This window comes from Alteromonas sp. CI.11.F.A3 (genome assembly GCF_032925565.1).
Lineage (GTDB): Bacteria > Pseudomonadota > Gammaproteobacteria > Enterobacterales > Alteromonadaceae > Alteromonas.
This window is the reverse complement of record NZ_CP136708.1, coordinates 448,114-467,048: the sequence shown is the minus strand read 5'-3', so window position 1 is coordinate 467,048 and position 18,935 is coordinate 448,114. Positions and strand designations below refer to the sequence as shown.

At 44.8% G+C, this 18,935-nt stretch carries 14 protein-coding genes; 6 read left to right on the top strand and 8 right to left on the bottom strand.

Annotated features, from left to right (window positions below):
* Window positions 1-28: 28 nt before the first annotated feature.
* On the bottom strand, window positions 29-1,369 hold the full coding sequence (locus tag R1T43_RS02060) for a dienelactone hydrolase (RefSeq protein WP_317352377.1): 1,341 nt from the start codon (window positions 1,367-1,369) through the stop codon (window positions 29-31).
* 516 nt (window positions 1,370-1,885) lie between these two features.
* Between R1T43_RS02060 and R1T43_RS02055 the strand changes: the two genes are divergently transcribed.
* Window positions 1,886-4,270 (top strand): TonB-dependent receptor, encoded by a 2,385-nt coding sequence (locus R1T43_RS02055; RefSeq protein ID WP_317352374.1) that lies wholly within the window; start codon window positions 1,886-1,888, stop codon window positions 4,268-4,270.
* A 115-nt stretch (window positions 4,271-4,385) separates the two neighbouring features.
* Here R1T43_RS02055 and R1T43_RS02050 read toward each other — a convergent pair whose 3' ends face one another.
* The 5 genes from R1T43_RS02050 to R1T43_RS02030 form a co-directional block, all read right to left on the bottom strand.
* Window positions 4,386-6,212 carry an ATP-binding cassette domain-containing protein gene (locus R1T43_RS02050; RefSeq protein WP_317352372.1) on the bottom strand — a complete coding sequence of 609 codons (1,827 nt, stop codon included), beginning with the start codon at window positions 6,210-6,212 and terminating at the stop codon, window positions 4,386-4,388.
* Window positions 6,209-7,849: an ABC transporter ATP-binding protein/permease gene (locus R1T43_RS02045; protein ID WP_317352369.1), complete on the bottom strand. Its 1,641-nt coding sequence runs from the start codon at window positions 7,847-7,849 to the stop codon at window positions 6,209-6,211. Before R1T43_RS02045 ends, R1T43_RS02050 begins: the two co-directional genes overlap by 4 nt.
* Before the next feature lie 144 nt (window positions 7,850-7,993).
* Entirely contained in the window at window positions 7,994-8,107 is a 114-nt protein-coding gene (cydX, locus tag R1T43_RS02040) for a cytochrome bd-I oxidase subunit CydX (RefSeq protein WP_317352367.1), read from the bottom strand.
* Window positions 8,108-8,117: 10 nt separating this feature from the next.
* On the bottom strand, window positions 8,118-9,254 hold the full coding sequence (gene cydB, locus R1T43_RS02035; protein ID WP_317352364.1) for a cytochrome d ubiquinol oxidase subunit II: 1,137 nt from the start codon (window positions 9,252-9,254) through the stop codon (window positions 8,118-8,120).
* Window positions 9,251-10,831 carry a cytochrome ubiquinol oxidase subunit I gene (locus R1T43_RS02030; RefSeq protein ID WP_317352362.1) on the bottom strand — a complete coding sequence of 527 codons (1,581 nt, stop codon included), beginning with the start codon at window positions 10,829-10,831 and terminating at the stop codon, window positions 9,251-9,253. Before R1T43_RS02030 ends, cydB begins: the two co-directional genes overlap by 4 nt.
* Before the next feature lie 404 nt (window positions 10,832-11,235).
* On the opposite strand from R1T43_RS02030, the gene R1T43_RS02025 reads away from it, so the two are divergent.
* From R1T43_RS02025 to R1T43_RS02015, 3 genes are all read left to right on the top strand, one after another.
* The gene (locus R1T43_RS02025) at window positions 11,236-11,370 is read left to right on the top strand and encodes a hypothetical protein (RefSeq protein ID WP_317352360.1); all 135 of its coding nucleotides are present in this window, start codon (window positions 11,236-11,238) and stop codon (window positions 11,368-11,370) included.
* 127 nt (window positions 11,371-11,497) lie between these two features.
* On the top strand, window positions 11,498-11,866 hold the full coding sequence (locus tag R1T43_RS02020) for a hypothetical protein (protein WP_317352359.1): 369 nt from the start codon (window positions 11,498-11,500) through the stop codon (window positions 11,864-11,866).
* Between the two features lie 78 nt (window positions 11,867-11,944).
* A complete protein-coding gene (locus R1T43_RS02015; protein ID WP_317352357.1) occupies window positions 11,945-14,038 on the top strand; it encodes a TonB-dependent receptor in 2,094 nt (697 codons plus the stop codon).
* 125 nt (window positions 14,039-14,163) lie between these two features.
* Here R1T43_RS02015 and R1T43_RS02010 read toward each other — a convergent pair whose 3' ends face one another.
* Complete coding sequence (locus R1T43_RS02010) at window positions 14,164-14,934, bottom strand: sulfite exporter TauE/SafE family protein (RefSeq protein ID WP_317352354.1); 771 nt, start codon at window positions 14,932-14,934, stop codon at window positions 14,164-14,166.
* A 251-nt stretch (window positions 14,935-15,185) separates the two neighbouring features.
* Between R1T43_RS02010 and R1T43_RS02005 the strand changes: the two genes are divergently transcribed.
* Together R1T43_RS02005 and R1T43_RS02000 are read left to right on the top strand one after the other, a co-directional pair.
* Complete coding sequence (locus R1T43_RS02005; RefSeq protein ID WP_317352352.1) at window positions 15,186-17,015, top strand: DUF4105 domain-containing protein; 1,830 nt, start codon at window positions 15,186-15,188, stop codon at window positions 17,013-17,015.
* Between the two features lie 22 nt (window positions 17,016-17,037).
* Entirely contained in the window at window positions 17,038-17,484 is a 447-nt protein-coding gene (locus tag R1T43_RS02000; protein WP_211070138.1) for a DUF3015 family protein, read from the top strand.
* A 93-nt stretch (window positions 17,485-17,577) separates the two neighbouring features.
* Here R1T43_RS02000 and R1T43_RS01995 read toward each other — a convergent pair whose 3' ends face one another.
* On the bottom strand, window positions 17,578-18,678 hold the full coding sequence (locus R1T43_RS01995; RefSeq protein ID WP_317352350.1) for a M14 family metallopeptidase: 1,101 nt from the start codon (window positions 18,676-18,678) through the stop codon (window positions 17,578-17,580).
* Window positions 18,679-18,935: the final 257 nt, after the last annotated feature.

The following is an 18,935-nucleotide window of genomic DNA, read 5'->3' as shown; positions in this document are numbered from 1 at the left end:
AAAGCCGCCGAGTGACACGTCGAAACTGCTATTTCACTGCTGGCAGTTGCTCTAACCTCAACCCTTTTGCCGTACGATGAGGGAAACCTTCCCAATACGTATGCTCTGCCTTCGGTGTTCCGTCTTCACCCATAGCCCACACGCCGTCATTTGATACTGGTACTAGGTCTAAATAAGCTTGCATACCACTATCATTTTTAAGGTATTTACCTAACCATGCGGTAACAAAGTGCTGTGCAATGTTATTCATACGTGCGTTATCCCACACCGCGTCAATATAGTGTGAGCTGACATCAAAACCTAGTGCTTCATCAAATACGAAAGATTCTTCAGGTGCTGGCATAACTGCACCCGCATTATGGTTTGCGTTATCGAAGGTTAACAAAGTGCGATCTACGTTTTTTGCCCCTTCCCAAATAGCGCGCACGCCGTTTTTATACCCGGACACATCATCTTGTGAACCTGCTACCAGCATCATAGGAATAGCCACGCTGTCTAAATTAAACATGCGATAGTTCATGCCCCAAGGTGCAAAGCCAATAATGGTTTTAACACGAGAGTCTACCTTGTCTCTAATACCGGTTTGATGGCGAGCCAAAGTACCAAATGGCGCACTCAGTTTGCTATTTACCGCTTGTTCGGTAATGCCCGCCCCCGCGTTGATTACCGCACCGTAGCCACCCATAGAGTAGCCAATAATACCTGTGTTACTGGCATCGGCTAATTGGTACAAAAATGAACCTTCATCTTTCGCCATGGTTTCAATTTGCGATAGCACGAAAAGCTGATCGACAGAGCGGTTCACTAACGTAGATGCAAAGGCCGCTTGTGTACGATAGGTAGAGTCGGTGTGGTCAATCGACACTACTACATAACCTTTAGAGGCGATATTTTCCGCTAAATGTGACAATAAAAAACGGTTACCAGGGTATCCATGAGATACCAACACTAATGGAAAGGCTTTTTTGGTTTCTAAAGGTGCAGCATCTCTTACTGCTTTACCGTGCAGTTCAACCTGCTGTTTACCATCGCGTATAAATGCGTTTAACACTGTATTGCCAGTACTGCCTTGCTCTGCCGGATACCAAACCTCTAGGGTTAGTGAGCGGTCATAAGTAGGAAGTGGGTCTGGCTTAGCCTTGGTAGCATCAAGAGCAAGAATATCAATCTGCTTAGGATTGACCACCTCAAGCTTGCGCACCCCAATAGCATACTCGCCATAGGCTGAAAGTGCTGGTGCATCAGAGCGTTGAGTATCAATTCTATTCTCTGCATAACTGCCCGTCGCACTACCTATGCATAACACAATACATAGACCTTTAAACAAAATATTTTTACTCACACCCATACCTAACTTCCTTCCATACATTTTGATATTCCTAGTTAAATCAATAATTATGCTCACATAACTGTGACACTTTAGGGATAGCATTAAAAGCACATTAACCAAATTACTCATTAAATTAAGACAACCCTACTTTTATGCCTCTACAACCCCTAAATTTACCGGTCTAATGCAAGACAAACCAGCAGCTTTATTGTTATAAACTTGTATAAATAAAACATATAGCGACTATTCACGAACTAACACTACCCGCCAAAAATCCATATAAATACATAAATAACAACAAGTTAAACACGAAAAATTAAATTCACGCTCACTTTGCAGTCATTAAAGACTTAATTAACAAAAAGATTGCAATTGATTTACTTTTTGGTTAAATTTTGACTATCTTCTGTCTTATATAAGACAAATGAGCAAGACAATAAGATAAATAAGCATTACGCGTTAACTACATCGTAAGCGAAATTGAAGAGAAGACCGTCGGACACACGGCAAATATAACTGGACTAAACCCATAAAAAAGAATTCGTGGAGAAAACCATGCTACTAAGACCTAGCACACTACATTCAAGTATTACTCGGGCATTAGCCATTGGTACTTGTATGACCATTGGCTTTGCAGCCAGCGCTCAAGAAGCAGAACCTGTTGAACCTAAAGGGCTGGAAAAAATAACCGTTACCTCACAAAAACGTGTAGAAAGCTTAAATGAAGTGCCTGTTGCGGTTTCAGTTTTGCGTGAAGATCAAATTAACTCAGCGTTCGCTTCAAACATTGAAGGTCTACAAGCGTTAGTCCCATCGGTTAGTTTTCGAAAAGGTAACACTACACGAAACTCAGCCATTACCGTTCGGGGTATTGGTACTATTTCATTTAGTGTTGCCGCCGAGCCAAGTGTATCAACGGTAGTAGATGGCGTGGTGTTAGGACGTTCAGGCCAAGCATTCGTAGATTTATATGACCTTGAACGCATTGAAGTATTGCGGGGCCCGCAGGGTACTTTGTTTGGAAAAAATGCGTCTGCCGGTGTGGTTAATATTACCACTAAACGCCCTTCTGATGAATTTGAAGGGACTGCCGAAATCAGCCTATTTCAAGATAATGAATACCGTTTAAAAACCAGTGTATCTGGTGCCTTGAACGATAATGTAAACGGTAGCCTAACCGTACTTAAATCACAGTTCGACGGCTATATTAAAAACGTTTATAACAATGAAATGACCAACGGCTACGATAAAGAAGGCGTTCGTGCCATGCTTGATATCGAAGCGGGTAACGACACTGATGTGCTTTTCATCTTTGAAAACGTAAAATCTGATGACAGCTGTTGTGCCGATTTAGAACTTTCACCAAGTAACCGTCACCCTGATTCTGAAGCGCTGCCTGACAGTACTGGTGATGGAGACTTAGATTTAGAACAGCGCCTTATTGATCATGACTTTGAAACTCGCACATTAGATGAAACCACAGGCTTCTCAATGCAAGTTGACACCATGTTTGGTGACCATCAGTTTACGTCGATTACGGCTTACCGCGATTGGGACAATACAGAATTCCGTGAAGGTGACTTCACATCAACAGCAGGCACACGTCCTTTCCCTGTGTTTGGCGAACCGTTCCAGTTACATGATATTGGCGCACAAAACTGGAAACAAACCTCACAAGAATTCCGTATTGCATCGCCTGTAGGTGAGGCATTCGATTATCAAGTGGGGGCTTTCTGGTGGACCCAAAAATCTGAGCGTAATTTTACCCGTGATGCAAGTTGTCAAAATAACGATTCCCAATTCTCTAAGGCTATCAAAGCTTACTTAACTGACACGTTTGGCATTGCAGACCCAACTGATGATCAAGCGAATCAGTACATTGCTGATGAAGGCCTAAGCTGTAACTCAAACGATATTGTTAGCGCAACGGCTTACATGGAAACGCAGTTTGATAACTGGGCATTATTTGCTGATGGTAAATACCATATTAATGACGACTTGCGTCTGCTATTCGGTATTCGTTATACCGATGACGAAGTTAGCTACTCACATAACCGCAGCAGTAATGACCAATACAGTCGTACTGGTGTAGGTGTACGTAGCTTCGATACTGACTACAGCGGTAAGACTGATGAAACAAATGTATCGGGTAAGTTAGGCATGCAGTATGACTTAACCGATAACAGCATGACGTATTTTACCTTCTCACAAGGTTATAAAGGCCCTGCGTTTAACGTGTTTTACAACATGTCAGACAAAGATACCTTACCTATTGGTGAAGAGACATCAGATGCCTATGAGTTAGGGTATAAATACGCAAGCCGCAGCGTAATATTTAACGCCGCTATCTTTAGAACTGATATTGACGGTTTTCAAGCAAATAACTCAGAGTTACTCGATTCAGTGACTATCTCTCGCTTAACCAACGCGGGCTCTGTTACTACCCAAGGCTTCGAATTTGACTTCATGTGGCAAGCAACAGATAACCTCTCGTTAACCGGTGGTTTATCGAAAGTAGATGCTGAAGTTGATGAGTTCTTATGCCCAGTAACCGATACCGATACCGAGTGTACTGGTCGCTCAGGTGCTGATTTACCTTTCTCTCCAGACTTGAAATACTCTGTAACCGGTGAGTACATTTGGGAAATGGACAACATGGACATCATTTTAAACGGCTCGTACGTTTACACTGATGAAATGTTCGTGGGTGCGCCTGGTGCGTTTGCCGAAGAAAACGACCCGGCAGTATTACCTGACTACGCCATTGTGAATGCAAGCTTAGCGTTTTCGTTCCAAGATGATGACTACCGTATCAGCCTTATCGGTAAGAACTTAACTGACGAAAGCTATGTAACCACCTACAGCGGCGATAACTTCCGTTATCAAATCCCTCGTGATGCAGACCGTTACTTCGGTGTGCAGCTACGCGCTAAGTTCTAAAACCAAGTTATACATGTGTGTTTAAGGCGCCTTTGTGGCGCCTTTTTTTATTAGCTTTTGCCCTTGCGGCTTAACAAAAAACAGTATGCATTCGTATCTCATCGCGTCTTGTCATTTATCGCGGCTTAAAGCCAAGCACCCTGTTACGCTCATGGTGTTGTAGCTCTGCCAATGTTTGTTGCTGTTGCTCATTAGGCGTAAGCGTTGAGTAAACCGGCGGAGTTAGCGGTAATTCACCTTGGCCAACCGTCTGTTGATGGGCCTGTTCTATTTGGTTATGACTTAGTTGGTTATGACTTTGCTGGGTGCCAATTCGTTGAGTATGAAGGCTGGGGTGAGATTTACTCTGATGACCTTTTTCATCAAGCGAGAACGTTGCATTTGGTTGTAGGGCCACAGGAACAACATGGGTAGCAACAATGACTAACCGCGAATGCGCACTCTCATTGATGACCTCGGCAACGCGCTGTTGTGCTTCGTAGTCTAGCCCTTCAAAAGGTTCATCAATTAACAACACATCGGGCATCGCTAATAAGGCTCTGGCCAATGCTAAACGCTTACCTTCACCGCCAGATAAAGCCCTTCCTCCTTTACCAACCCATTCTGTCAAGGCAGTAAGGTGCTGCAAACCAACCCGAGCTAAAGCATTGTGCATGGCATCTTCGCTTATTCCAGACGCTGCCGGATCTAAATTGAGTTTAATCGTACCGGCCAAAATGATGGGCTGCTGTTCAACATAAAGCCATTTTTCTAGCATGCCTTGCGGGGTGGCAACATTGTCTATAGAGCGTCGGCCTTCAAAAGGAAGGAGCCCGCATATTGCTTGTAGTACGCTCGACTTGCCGCATCCCGAATAGCCTTTAATCACATTCAGCCCTAATGCCTTAAACTGCATATTGACCGCTGGTAGGTTTCTTTCTTTAGCGATAAAACCCGTTAAAGAAAGTGACATGCTGGGTTTATGGGCATTTAGTAAGGGCAAGGGCTGGATGTGCATTGCGTGTAGCTCTGCCTTGCTATGTCGCCACTTAGCAAGCTTCACGACACTGCTGAAAGTGGCGTTCGCCCAGTCTGGTGCAGCCAATAGCACCATTGGCGTAATGAATGCGAGCGGAACAAAATAGGCTGCCGTATTGGCAGTAAAAACAACCAACGCCACTAAAGTGAACACGCCACCTTGGAACAGCCACATAGCTTTAGACACTAGTGCCTGCTCTTTTAGTTGTGCATCTTGTACGCGCTGAGAAGAGGGTGCATTAAACAAGCCCTTCACCGTTTTTGACTTAAGGTGCCATAAGCTACTTGCTTGAAAAAACGTCGCGCTTTGTTGCCGAAAATCAAGTTCTTCCTCAGCCGAACTAGCCACGGCTTTCAGTCCGTAAACCGCAGTAATAACACTAATTACCAACCACACTATGCCTAGGGCGATGAAAAAACCATAACCTGGCACATTCATGAAGTACCCCGTGAGCAACAGGCCTGTCATTAGCAGCGTAACCGAGGCTAATGGCGAAACCCACGCAATAAAAGCTGAGGCAAGTTGCTCAGTGTGGTTCGCGAGCGCTTCAACTGTCCATGCTTTGCTTTCAAGGCGTTTTGCTGCTAATTGCTCAAACACAGCTAACCGTGCTTTGGCAATTCGGGTTAACAAATCGTTGTGTCCAAGCCACATGGTGGTGTAACCAGAAGCGATACGAAGTAGTGCGAGCCCACGAATCACCACCGCAGGGATCACGTAGTTAAACCCTATCGGGGCTATTGCGCTAATGGCAATAAACCAAGATGATATGATAAGAATACTCAAACCCGCTATACCATGAAGCAAGGCCAAACCCAGCGCGCCATACGCAGCCATTGATGTCTGCCCGGTTAGTGATGAAGACGCTTTTGATGTAGATGTACCTTGCGCAGATGCAGCAGGCTTTAACGGTTTGGATTTCATTTCACTGTTACCTCACCGTCTGCAACATGCCAATGGGTGTCAAACCAATGCGCAGGCAATAGCTTATGCGATGCCCAAACAACGGTTTTGCCTTGCGTGACGCGAGCAATGAGCTGTGAAAGGCGATGATGTTGTTCATCGGGAATATGCGCGGTAGGCTCATCTAACAACCAAATATCTGGGTTTCTCAATAGACCGCGCGCCAACGCTAGCCGCTGCGCTTCACCGCCTGAAAGGCTCGGGTACTCAGTCATTAATGTGTCTAAACCATCAGGCAGCGATGAAAGCCAATCGGCTAATTCAACTGAATTTAGCACCTCACACAATGTGCTATCGCAATAGTGGGCATCAAGTAAAAGGTTGTCTCTTACGCTACCCGGTAAAATAACGGGGGTTTGGCTTACCCATACGCAGTTTCCATCAAAGCTGTGTGAGGCTTGACGATGACCAGCTAACGCCTCTAGCAATACCGTTTTACCACTACCAGAAACACCGTTTAAGCGAATATGGTCTCCTACTGCAATTTTAAGGTGGTTGGCACTAAGCAAGTTAGAGGCATGAAAGTCTTGCGCATCAAACCCTGAAAACGGTTTGTTTGTCACTCCCCTCTTTTTTACTTCCCCTTTATGCGCTGGCGCATTGTCGTTCAATGTATTAAACAACGAAAATAAACACTCGCTGGCCGCTTCTGCCTCGGCTTTTTGATGATAAACCTGCCCAAGTTTTTTCATTTCGCTTAAGATCAGCGGTACAGTAAGCAACACCCAAAGCCCTTGCTGCAAGGAAATATCCGGCCCTAAATTAAGTTCGCCTAATAGTGAAAACCCGATAAATACCGCGACTAAAGCTACCGATAAGGTGGCAAAAAAATCTAATACTGAAGAGGATAAAAAGGCGACACCCACCACCCGCATGGTGCGTTGATTAAGTTGTTCGCTGGCATTATTAAGCAGCCGCATCTGAGTATTATGCGCACGATAACTTGCCATTAAAGGCAGTGCGTTGAGCCTATCGGTAAAAAGCCCACCTAGTCGCTCAAGCGCCACGAAATGCTTGCGATGTAGGCTGGCGGCGCCTTTCCCGACAATGATCATAAATAAAGGAACAATCGGGAGGGCGATAGCTAACCCCATACCTATTACGGGGTTAACGTAAAAAATAACGACTAACGCCATCAAAGGGACAAGTACAGCAACATATTGCTGTACGCGGTAATCGAAAGCCCAATTGGCAATAGCGCGAATATGCTTCACCCAAAGTGTTTGCCAGTAAAAAAGCGAATGCTGACGAATGAGGGCATGCTGTTGCTCGGCGAAAATAAGTTGTAACTTTTGCTCCATAGCCTGCATCAACTGACTCTTACATGACAATGTAAGCGTGTTTACCAACCCTTGCGCTAACCAACTTATAAACAGCGCAACGGATAAACCTATAATATGGAATTGGCTTGCTTTATGGGTATCTACTACCCATTCATGCATGGCGTGAGCGAAAAAATAGAAAGCGATAATAAGAGAAAAAAGCGACACACACTTCACTAAAGTGATTATCAAAACCTGCCTTCGCACGCCAAGCTTAAGCGTGTTATCAAGTTGATTAAACCCAGCTTGAAATGTCTGTCTGTTTAACTTTTTCATTTACTTTATCGCACTGTCTTTCGGTCAGGAATGCGGTTCAAAAAACCGATTTAAATGGCGGGTCAAATCAGGCAACGAGCATTAAAATCGTTAGCTCGTTGCCATTTGCGTGTTAACTACGCCATAAGTACTGCTATTACTTAGCTATTCGGCGTCTTCAGGGCGGTCCATGTCTTCGGTAGACTCAAGCCACATGGCATTTAAAATACCGAATGAACACGCTAGTAATACGCCAAGGATCCAAGCGAAATACCACATATGCTACTCCTTAATAAATAGTGTGAGACTGATCTAAGTCGCTATTTTTTACTCGCCCACGCATCACATAATAACCATAGGCGGTATAGCACAAGATGATAGGCACAAAGATGCAAGCCACGACGAACATGATATTTAGGGTTAAGTGGCTAGAGGTGGCATCCCATACCGTTAGGCTGGCTTGTGGCATAGTAATACTGGGCATCAAGAACGGGAACATTGAGAAGCCCGCGGTTAGAATAACGCCAGTAATCAGTAGTGCACTTGAAACAAATGCCATTCCTGCATTCCCTTTGCGAGAAAACATCGCACATGCAAGCCCTGCTACTACACCTAAAACAGGCGCAATAATCATCCAAGGATATCGTGAGTAGTTAGTCATCCATGCACCGGCTTCAATAGCGACCTCTTTTTTCATTGGGTTCGAGGTGGCTAAGGTATCTACGGTAGAGGTAATAACAAAACCGTCTAATCCAAATGCTACCCACGCTCCGGCAATGAGAAACAAGGCTACTGCCACTAAACTCAATATAAAAGATGTGACACGGGCTCTGGCTTCAATGAAGCCATCGGTTTTCATTTGTAACCAGGTAGCGCCGTGGTTAAGCAAGATAGCCACTGACAACAACCCAGAAACAAGTGCGAATGGGGTAAGCAAACCAAAGAAAGAGCCGGTGTAAGTTGATTTAAGCGTGTTGTCGAATTCAAACGGTACACCTAATAACAAATTACCAAACGCCACGCCAAAAATAAGCGCAGGAATAAAACCACCGGCAAACAAGGCCCAATCCCATGCTTTTCGCCACTGCGAATTTGGCAACTTACTGCGATAATCAAACCCAATAGGGCGCATCCAAAGCGCAATCAGCGTTAACGCTAGGGCTAAATAAAAGCCTGAAAAAGCGGTGGCATAAATCATTGGCCATGCTGCAAAAATAGCGCCACCAGCCGTAATGAACCACACTTGGTTTCCATCCCAATGCGGCCCAATGGTATTAATCATTACGCGACGTTCTTTGTCTGTTTTACCAATAATGGTCAGTAGTGAACCTACGCCTAAATCGAACCCATCTGTTACCGCGAAACCAATGAGCAGCACACCGATAAGGCACCACCAGGCTACGCGAAGAAATTCATAATCAATCATGCGTTTGCTCCTTTAGCATCAAAGTCGATAAGGTCATCGTCTTCATCAGTAGTGCGATCTTCAGGAGGCACAGGACCTTTTTTAGCGAATTTTTTCATTAAGTAAAAGGCCACAATGAACATCACGGTGTAAAACGCTGAATAAGCAACTAACGTGGTGACAATGTCTGAGATAGACAGATTAGACGTTGATGCATGCACTGGCAGAATCTCTGCAATGGACCAAGGCTGGCGACCAAACTCAGCCACAAACCAACCGGCTTCACACGCAACCCAAGGTAACGGCAAGCTATACAATGACGCTTTCAACAACCAGCGAGGCTGGGTTATTTTATGTCTAGTACTGTAATAGAAGGCAGCTAAGAACACGGCTAACATAATAAAGCCTGATGCCACCATTAAGCGGAAACTCCAAAATAAAGGGGCAACTTTAGGAATGCTGTAATCTACCGCTTTTTGTAGGGCCGCTTCAGAAGGCTGTGTAACATCATCCGTAAATGGCTCTAACAACATGGCATAGCCCATATTATCTTTGTGTGCTTCAAACAGCGCGCGTTCGTCTGATGAAGCGGTTCCATCTCGAACACTGTCTAGCAACGCGTACGCTTTGATACCATCAAGAATACGCAAACGATTCTCAGCTTTAATATCTTTTAAGCCTTTAACTTCCTCGGTAAGTGAACGAGTAGCAATAATGCCCATCGCCCAAGGAATTTGAAGTGCGTATACGGTTTCTTCTTTTTCATCGTTGGGAATACCAAATACGGTAAAAGGCGCAGGTGCTGGGTGAGTGTCATACTCCGCTTCAACAGCAGCCAATTTTACTTTTTGCACTTCTCCTAACTCGTAACCACTTTCATCACCAAGCACAATAACTGACAAAGTAGCAGCTAGACCAAAGCTTGCAGCAATAGCGAAAGACCGACGGGCAAATGCGATATGCTTGTGGTTAAGTAGGTAATAACTAGAAATCGCCAATACAAACATGGCACCTGTTACGTAGCCGGCTGAAACGGTATGCACAAACTTAACTTGCGCGACAGGGTTAAAGATAACCTCAGCAAAGCTTGTCATTTCCATGCGCATGGCTTCAAAGTTAAATTCTGCGCCTACGGGGTATTGCATCCAACCATTCGCAATGAGTATCCATAGTGCTGAGAAATTAGAACCAATAGCCACTAACCATGTGGTCATTAAATGTCTTCCCTTCGACATTTTGTCCCAGCCAAAGAAAAATAGCCCAACGAAGGTTGACTCTAGGAAGAACGCCATCAAACCTTCAATAGCCAGGGGCGCCCCGAAAATATCCCCAACATAGTGAGAATAGTATGACCAATTCATCCCGAACTGGAACTCCATAGTGAGGCCGGTAGCCACACCAATGGCGAAGTTAATACCAAACAACTTGCCCCAAAACTGAGTCATCTGTTTGTAAATTTCTTTGCCTGTCATCACATAAACGGATTCCATAATGGCAAGCATGAAACTCAACCCTAAGGTTAAGGGCACAAATATAAAGTGGAACATTGCAGTTAGCGCAAATTGCCACCGCGATAGTTCGACTAACGTATCGCTCATGGGTTTTCTCCCTAGTTAAAAACAGCACGGCAAGCCGCTAAAAATTCTATTTAAATCAACAACCTTAATTAAAAGACCGCACCGTAAGACTTATACTTCTGTATGAGGTTTAGCAAGCTTTGCGCCAGCTAAGGCACCACTGCCCCTAACCTTTAGTATTCCCTACTGTGCGGCGCAATTATTCCATTAAGTCGAACTAGCCGTGTTGATCCATCTCAAACAAGACGAGAGGAAACTGCGCCAAAAATGACAATTGCCGCCACTTTTGACAGAACAAAACTATCTTGAGTGAAATGATGTGACTCTTTCTGAAAGTGGAGTATTTGCAGGGAAAAAACGGGCCATACCGCAAGCGTGGGTTGTGTTCACACCACAATGAGAGGCAAAGTTACTGCGATATTTTCATGCGGCTGGTTCACGCTGCGAACGGCGGCCAGCTTGGTTACTTAGAAATATTAGATAAACTCGCGTTTACCTCTAATTACCCTAACAAGGGTAAAATGATAGGCGAGTCTGTTGCCTTTATAGCCATGCAGTAAAAACCCCTTTCAACATCCTATATTTAACGTATTATTAAATAAGTTCCGGTAGAAATAGAATACTGCTTTGCCATTGAAGTCATTATTTACACTGCTAGTATGCCTAACCCTGCTATTGCAAAACGCAATGGCCTTGGGGCTTGCGGCCGTTTCAATGGAAAAAGCACAGCGATTTACTACCGAGTTTAATGACGACAGCAACGACATAGAGCTGATTTGTACCGGCAATACCATGCGCTGGATATCATTAAGCGCGACTGAAGGTGCTGGTGAGTTTGTTTATGTTAGTGTAGATATCAGCAAGATACCGGTAGAACATATCGACTGTACCAACAGCCTGCTTTCTGACTTGCCCAACGCCGTCACGGCACCTGATTTTTCACTTCCTTTAGTCACCTTTGTTCGTTTTAACAACCTTGCTACTGCCATTGCACAGCGACCCTATACGGCATACGCCTACGCGACTGGGCTCTCCCGTGCTCCGCCCCTTTCATAGTTTAGCCATCACACTTTATTTATAACGCGCTTTTATCAGCTTTATCGCTGACGTTGTTTAATTAAAAATGGACTAATTATGAAAAAAACAGCCATTGCACTAGCAGTATGTACTGCTGGATTTTCCCCTTTTTTGTATGCTCAAGACACCACTTCAACCGAAGTTATTACCGTTATTGGCGAGCCACTAACCCTTACCAATAATGCACCAGTTTCTGCCTCCAACAATACGGAAGCTGACTATGGCGATCAGCTTGCTACGCTACCCGGCGTGACTATTTCTCGAAATGGTCCGGTGACAGGGTTAGTACAATATCGCGGCCTTTATGGTGACAGAGTAGGCGTGACTATTGATGGGGTAGATATCGCGGGCGCTGGCCCTAATGCCATGGATTCCCCGCTTTCGCATGTATTACCTGAACCAGGCCTTCAGGCCGTATTGTATCGCGGAATAGTACCGGTGAGCGCTGGGGTTGAAACCTTAGGCGGTAAACTAGACATTCGTGCTGACGCTCAGCACTTATTTTCTCAAGCCAATGGCCTGCAGTTTAATGCTAGCGCCAGTGCGTATTCTCCTGGCAATGCACAGCAATACCAAGCCAATGCATTTTACGGCGCGGCCAATGGTTTTATCAGCGGCGCATTTACCCACCAGCAACGTGACGAACGTGAGGCTGGCTCTAACGATGCAGGCTCAAGCATTGCCATCCCTAATTCTCAGTATCAAAGAAACGGCGGAAAGCTTCGCGCGGGTTATCGTTGGGGCAAGCATAGCCTAGATGTCAGCTACCAAACGTTAAATACCAACAACAGTGGCACTGCAGCCCTTGCAATGGATATTACTTTTATAGACGCCGCATGGTATCGCTTAGGTTATCAGTACCAAGCCAGTGACGATCGCACGGTGAAAGTAAAAGTGTTTGGGAATAGCAATCAGCACGCCATGGATAATGCATCCCAGCGCGCGGTTTCAATGGCTAGTATGGCCAGACAAAACGACGCCGACTCTGTCGGTCAGGGTGTAGAGGCAACCTATGTTACCCCTGCCCTTGATGGTGAACTTGAAGTAGGTTTTAGCCATTTACACAGCCGAAATAATTCTGTTATTACCAACCCGAATAACAGCGCTTTTTACATTAATAACTACACCGATATTACTCGTGATACCTTCAGTGGTTTTACCGAATGGCACCGAGTAACCGATACGGCCGACTATTTGCTGGGCCTTCGCTACACTCAAGTAGACATGGATGCCGATGCAATAGGCTCTAACATGGTGATGATGAACGATGCCGTGGCCATGCTAGCGTCTAACTTTAATAATGCCGAACGTAGTGAAACCTACAATATGCTAGATGCAGCGGCCACTATTCAAATACCCGTTAGCGACACGGTGACAGTATTTACGGGTATATCGCAAAAGAACCGCGCGCCTAACTACTACGAACGCTACACCTGGTTACCGTTAGGCATTACAGGTGGTATGGCGGACGGTTTCAATTACATTGGTAATCTTGAACTCGATAACGAAACCGCTCGTCAGTTTGAGTTTGGTATTACTTACAGCAAAAACGATTGGACCGTTTCACCCAGGCTTTATTACCAAGACATAGAAGACTACATTGCTGGCACACCGAGCAGTAATGCGGCCGCAATTATGTTCTCGACTATGATGGGGTCGGATACGCCGTTTCAGTGGACCAACACAGACGCCATTATTAAAGGGCTAGATGTGACGGTTAGCGGCAAACTATCGAGTAACCTGCTGCTAACCTCTACCGCCAGCGTTAGTCATGGAAATAGAGACGACATAGACGACGCGCTATTTCGTATTGCCCCTGAGCAATTGACGACTCGTATAGAGTGGCAAAGCCAGCTCATGCAATCCCCGCTGATGTTGTCGGTTACCTCGCATTTAGTGGGCGCACAGAATCATACCTCTGCGCTACAAAATGAAAGTAGTACAGCAGGTTACGGGCTTGTACATTTAGGCGCGCGATGGCAGCTAAGCCAAGGCTTTAGCGTGTTGGCACAACTTCAAAATGCCTTTGATAAATATTATACCGCTCACACTGCGGGGGTTAATCGGGTATCAAATGCCGATATTGCGGTAGGAGATAAATTACCGGGAACAGGCAGGGAATGGCAGGTCTCAATGAGCTACCGCTTTTAAATACCGCTACGCTAGCCCCCAACATTAGCGGGCTAATAGAATAAAACGTAAAGTAAGAGGCGCGAGTATGCGCCTTTTTCTCTTACCCTTCGAACTCATACAGAAAAACCAATGAATGAGTTGGCCTACACTAATTCAAACACTGCCTGCACAATTAAGCGGATTGCTAATAAGGTAACGATAACCTTAAACAGCACGAGAAATTTATCGGCTGGAATCTTCTTGAGTACTTTTAGTCCCACGTAAGTCCCCACGGCACCACTTATAATCATGGCAAAAATTAATCCTAGCCATTGAAAAAAGGAGAAGCCTACAAAGGTAAAAACAAACGCTTTTAACCCATGTTGAAAGGTAAGGCACGAGGCCATGGTGGCGGTTATCTGCATTTTATTGTAATTGTTCCGATGCACAAACGCGGCAACTAGCGGCCCGGTAGCGCCTACAAACATGGAGATTAACGTGGTAATTAACCCTGCTAAACTTCGACCAGCAGGTTGCATTTCTTGCGCCTTCGGTTTGCTGCCCCACACCAAAAACAAGATAAAACCCGCCACAGCAAATTGAATAACCACTAAAGGCAATTGCACCACGATAAACGTAGCCAGTACCGCTCCTAACAACGCCCCAAATGAAAAGAACTTCACCATGGACCAGTCAATATACCGAAAGGTCATTAACGCTCGGTTGCCGTTAGAACCTAACTGTACTAAGCCATGCACAGGAATAAGTGCAGAAACTGGCAAGCTTCCCGCCATTACCGCAATAAGCAACACGCCGCCGCCAATCCCAAAGGTAGCCGTTATTAAGGACGTGATGGTAGAGGTGGCAATCAACACGGCTGCGGTAGTGAGTGAGATAGCACCATTAGCGGTTAGCCAATAAGTAACAAGATCCAAGTGCAGCCCCTTTTCGGTTTATTCATTTGTATTGGCCCCAGCGTAAACAAGGTGAAGAAAGCGTATTACAGCTTGTCTTTTCTGAAGACAAATTTAAGGCACCTAGTAGCAATTCGTAACAAATTATCTGTAATATGAACTTGTACATGCACTTTAGTGCAGGCATATTCTGCAATCTTCACTGCGCAACGAAACGGTATGTCTCTACATCGTCGATGCGTATTTAAATGGATTTAGTTTAGGAAGTTCCATTGCATTCCTTTTTCACCCGTTGTTGCTTTACATTTTTTTGTACCGTCACGCTAGCTTTCGCTGACGATACGCCTCAAATTATAAATCATATTGCATCACACAACGTGTGGAAGCAGCTTTTACATACCAAACAAACAGCGGTAACACTGAACCACGATAACAGTAACTTCTATTTAGCAGAAAATGGCTTTAAAGATCCACTTTCAGAGCTTGAAGCGACTATCAGCGCCTTTTCGCAAACGCCTAAAAGTCAATGTCAATTTCCCGCACGTAAACGTTTTATCGCAAAACACTTACCCATGCTGCATTTTCCAGACGTGGCTTGCCCTCAATACCAAGAATACTTAAATACTTTCTCTACCCACAGTGCCAGCCTTATTTTCGCGTCAGGTTACTTAGGCAACCCAGCGTCTATGTTTGGCCATGTATTTTTAAAGTTTAATGGGGAATCTGCTGAGGGCTTACTAGACAACACATTCTCTTATGGGGCTAAGGTGCCCGATGATGAAAACAAGTTGGTTTACATCACTAAAGGCATACTGGGCGGGTATCAGGGTAAGTTCTCTAACCAGCAATACCATCATCATCATTTAACCTACAGCGAAACTGAGCTTCGCGATATGTGGGAATATAAACTTGCCCTATCGCAAGACGATATTCGATTTCTACTCGCCCATTTATGGGAGCTAGAAAATGCCACTATGACCTATTACTTTTTTGAGCAAAACTGCGCTTATCAATTGGCAAAACTACTCAGCTTAGTTTTCGATGAACCGTTAATTGCTCCCAACAAGGTTTGGGTAATGCCATTTGATTTAGTGGTCATGATGCAGCGTCATCAAGGCAGCCGGCTCATGTTTAATGAAGTTATCTATCATGGTTCGCGTCAACAAACACTTTACGATCGCTGGCAGCAATTAACCAGCAAGGAACAGCAAACCTTACTGCACATTCTAGAAAGTACACCTAAAGACACACAAGCTAAGCTTGCTGCTTTAGGTGACGCATCGGCAATACGGGTTATTGATACCCTCTACGACTATTTTGCTTTTATAGAACAAAAAGAAGACGACCTCACAGACATACAACAAGCACAAAAGCGGCAAGCCATGATAAAACGGTTTGCTATGGCACCCGTTAAACCAAACTGGAAAAGCGTAGATAGACGCCCTCCTCATGAGGCACAAGATACTACGCGTATTGGCCTCGGTTTATACGACACACCATCAGGCAACGTGGCGGGTGAGTTGAACTTTAGGGCCAATTATTACGACCTGCTCACGCTGAATGCGGGGCGAATTCCTTACTCTGAGCTAACCACCTTTAATGTGCGTCTTCGTTACCTAGAGGGTGAAGGGTTAGCAGTAAAAGAGTTTACACCGGTACGAATTATTAACCTTAATGCGTCTGAATCTGGATTGCCACTTGATAGCAATTGGGCTTGGAAACTGGCCTTTGGCTACAGAGAACAAGCTAACAACTGCACCCAGTGCGGCGCAGGTTATATCGACAGTTTTATTGGGAAGTCTTGGGCCTTTCGTCACAACCTTGTAGGTTATGCCGCGCTCAGCACTTCTATTACCAGCTCTAATCTGAATGGCGGCTTTATCGCTGTGGGTTCAGAAGTGGGAGGCGTAGCACATGTTACGTCTGAAATAGCAATGTCATTGGCAGTAGGACAACAATGGTTTGTGAACCAGCCATCGAAGGATCAACATTACCTCTCTGTTACCGCTCGATATGCAATTAATCAGCGCTGGGACATAAGGGCCAATATTGATAACAAGCATGGTACTGACTTCGGCTTGCTCATTTCACATTATTACTAATAACAATCAGAGGAATATAACAATGTTTAAAAAACTAACACTTGCCGCACTTCTTACAACTACCGCCATTGCTGGAAATGTATCGGCAGACGATAACATCAACCCGTGGAAACAATGTGGTATTGGCGCCATGATTTTTGATGACAATGGCACAGCTGCTGCACTTTCAAACATCATTTGGGATTTAGGTACGACTGCGGTTTCTTCAAAAGTATCATCTGCTGATTCTTGTGAAGGTAAAATGGCGACTGCGGCAGTATTCATCCAAAACAACTTTAACAACGTTATTGAAGAAACTAGCCAAGGTTCAGGCGCGCACCTAACGGCAATGCTGGATATTTTAGACGTAAACGAAGCAGCACGTGCTGACGTTGTTACTGCTGTTCGTGCTGAAATGGCACTATCAGTTGCAGCAAATGAAGCAACTAGCCCAGAAGCTTTCTACAACGCAGTTGTAGCAAACATCTAATTGTATGGGCAGTGGCTGAGTTGCCGCTTGCGGGAATGCCACTGCCTTATATCATTGTACTATTTCATTAAGCTAAGTACAGATCTACGCTTCTTATTTTACTTCTTTAGCAATGGTCATAATACTTTGCCCTTGCTTTACTGAAGGCCCTGATAACCCATATAGCGCAAAGCCGCTTTCAGATGCAATAACGGTTTCAACCGTATTGCCGAAATAGTCTTTTACTACCCCTAACGTATCGCCCTTTTTCACAAACTGCCCTGTAGTAATGTCAGGGAACCATAACCCTGAAAAGCTAACCGGTACCGAAAAAGTCCCTTCAAAGTAGCGACTGGCAGACGCGCCCTTCGAGGTAAGCTCCGCTTTACTATTGTTAACAGCTGAAGGTGAACTCATTCCCAAAATGCGAGTGGCCTCTTCAAGCCCTTTTACCATCGCGTTTACGTGTTCTTCTTTTTTCGAACCGTTTTCACCAATTTCGACCAAAATAGTTGGGGCGCCATGGGCTACCGCTTGGCGATTTAGCGAACGGCGGGTATCAACTTGTTTTTGTGTATTCATTTTGTAAGTCACGATATTCGGGAATCGAAACCCCTCTGCCACCATCATGGCTTGTTCGTAGTCACTTGAAAGCGGACCACCATACACCCCCACAAAACCAGCTAGCCATTCAGCGCCATCACCACTATGAAGGTCGATAACAAAGTCGGCTTTTGCAATAACGTGGTTCGATAGGTTCCACGCTATTTGCTCAGTCTGTGTGCCATTTTCCTTGCCAGGAAAACTTCTATTAAGGTTCTTTCTATCATGGGGGTTTACGTAAATACTTTTCTCTTCAAACGCAGGAATGTGCGCCACACGCACCGCAATAATAGTGCCGGTTAATCTACTAGGGTCGATGTTCGCCAGCCATTTTTCAGTGGCCAATATTGAGTTATATTCATAGCCATGAACACCAGCGATGGTCGCAAGTACAGGCCCTGATTTACCCCCATTAATAACGGTTACGGGAATAAAGGTTCCAGGTTCTACGCTGCTTCCCTGATTTGCTTCCACGGGAATACGAATGTCTTCTCGACTACCTTCTGCAACTAAAGTGCCTGCAACGTCGATGTCTTTTGCACTCGCCCCGTGACCTGCCAATAAAATACAGATAGAGAAGATACTGATCCAAGGAAACGTTTTAACATTCATATTTTTACCTAAATTTTCATATAAAACGGATTGTTTTTGTAACGCTATAACATTGCTGCTTAACCAATTATACACGGCCCTGTGCTGGCTTAAATGACTAATTTAGTGAGGGGTATTGCCGTAAGTAAAACAACGTATGGGATGAATATTTTTTTGTATTTTACGTTCTGACAGTGCCTAGCTTTGACTTAGGGAGCTATGGCTTACGGAGCTTTGGTTTATGGAGCGATGGCTTCTATTGAGAGGGAATTGCTTGA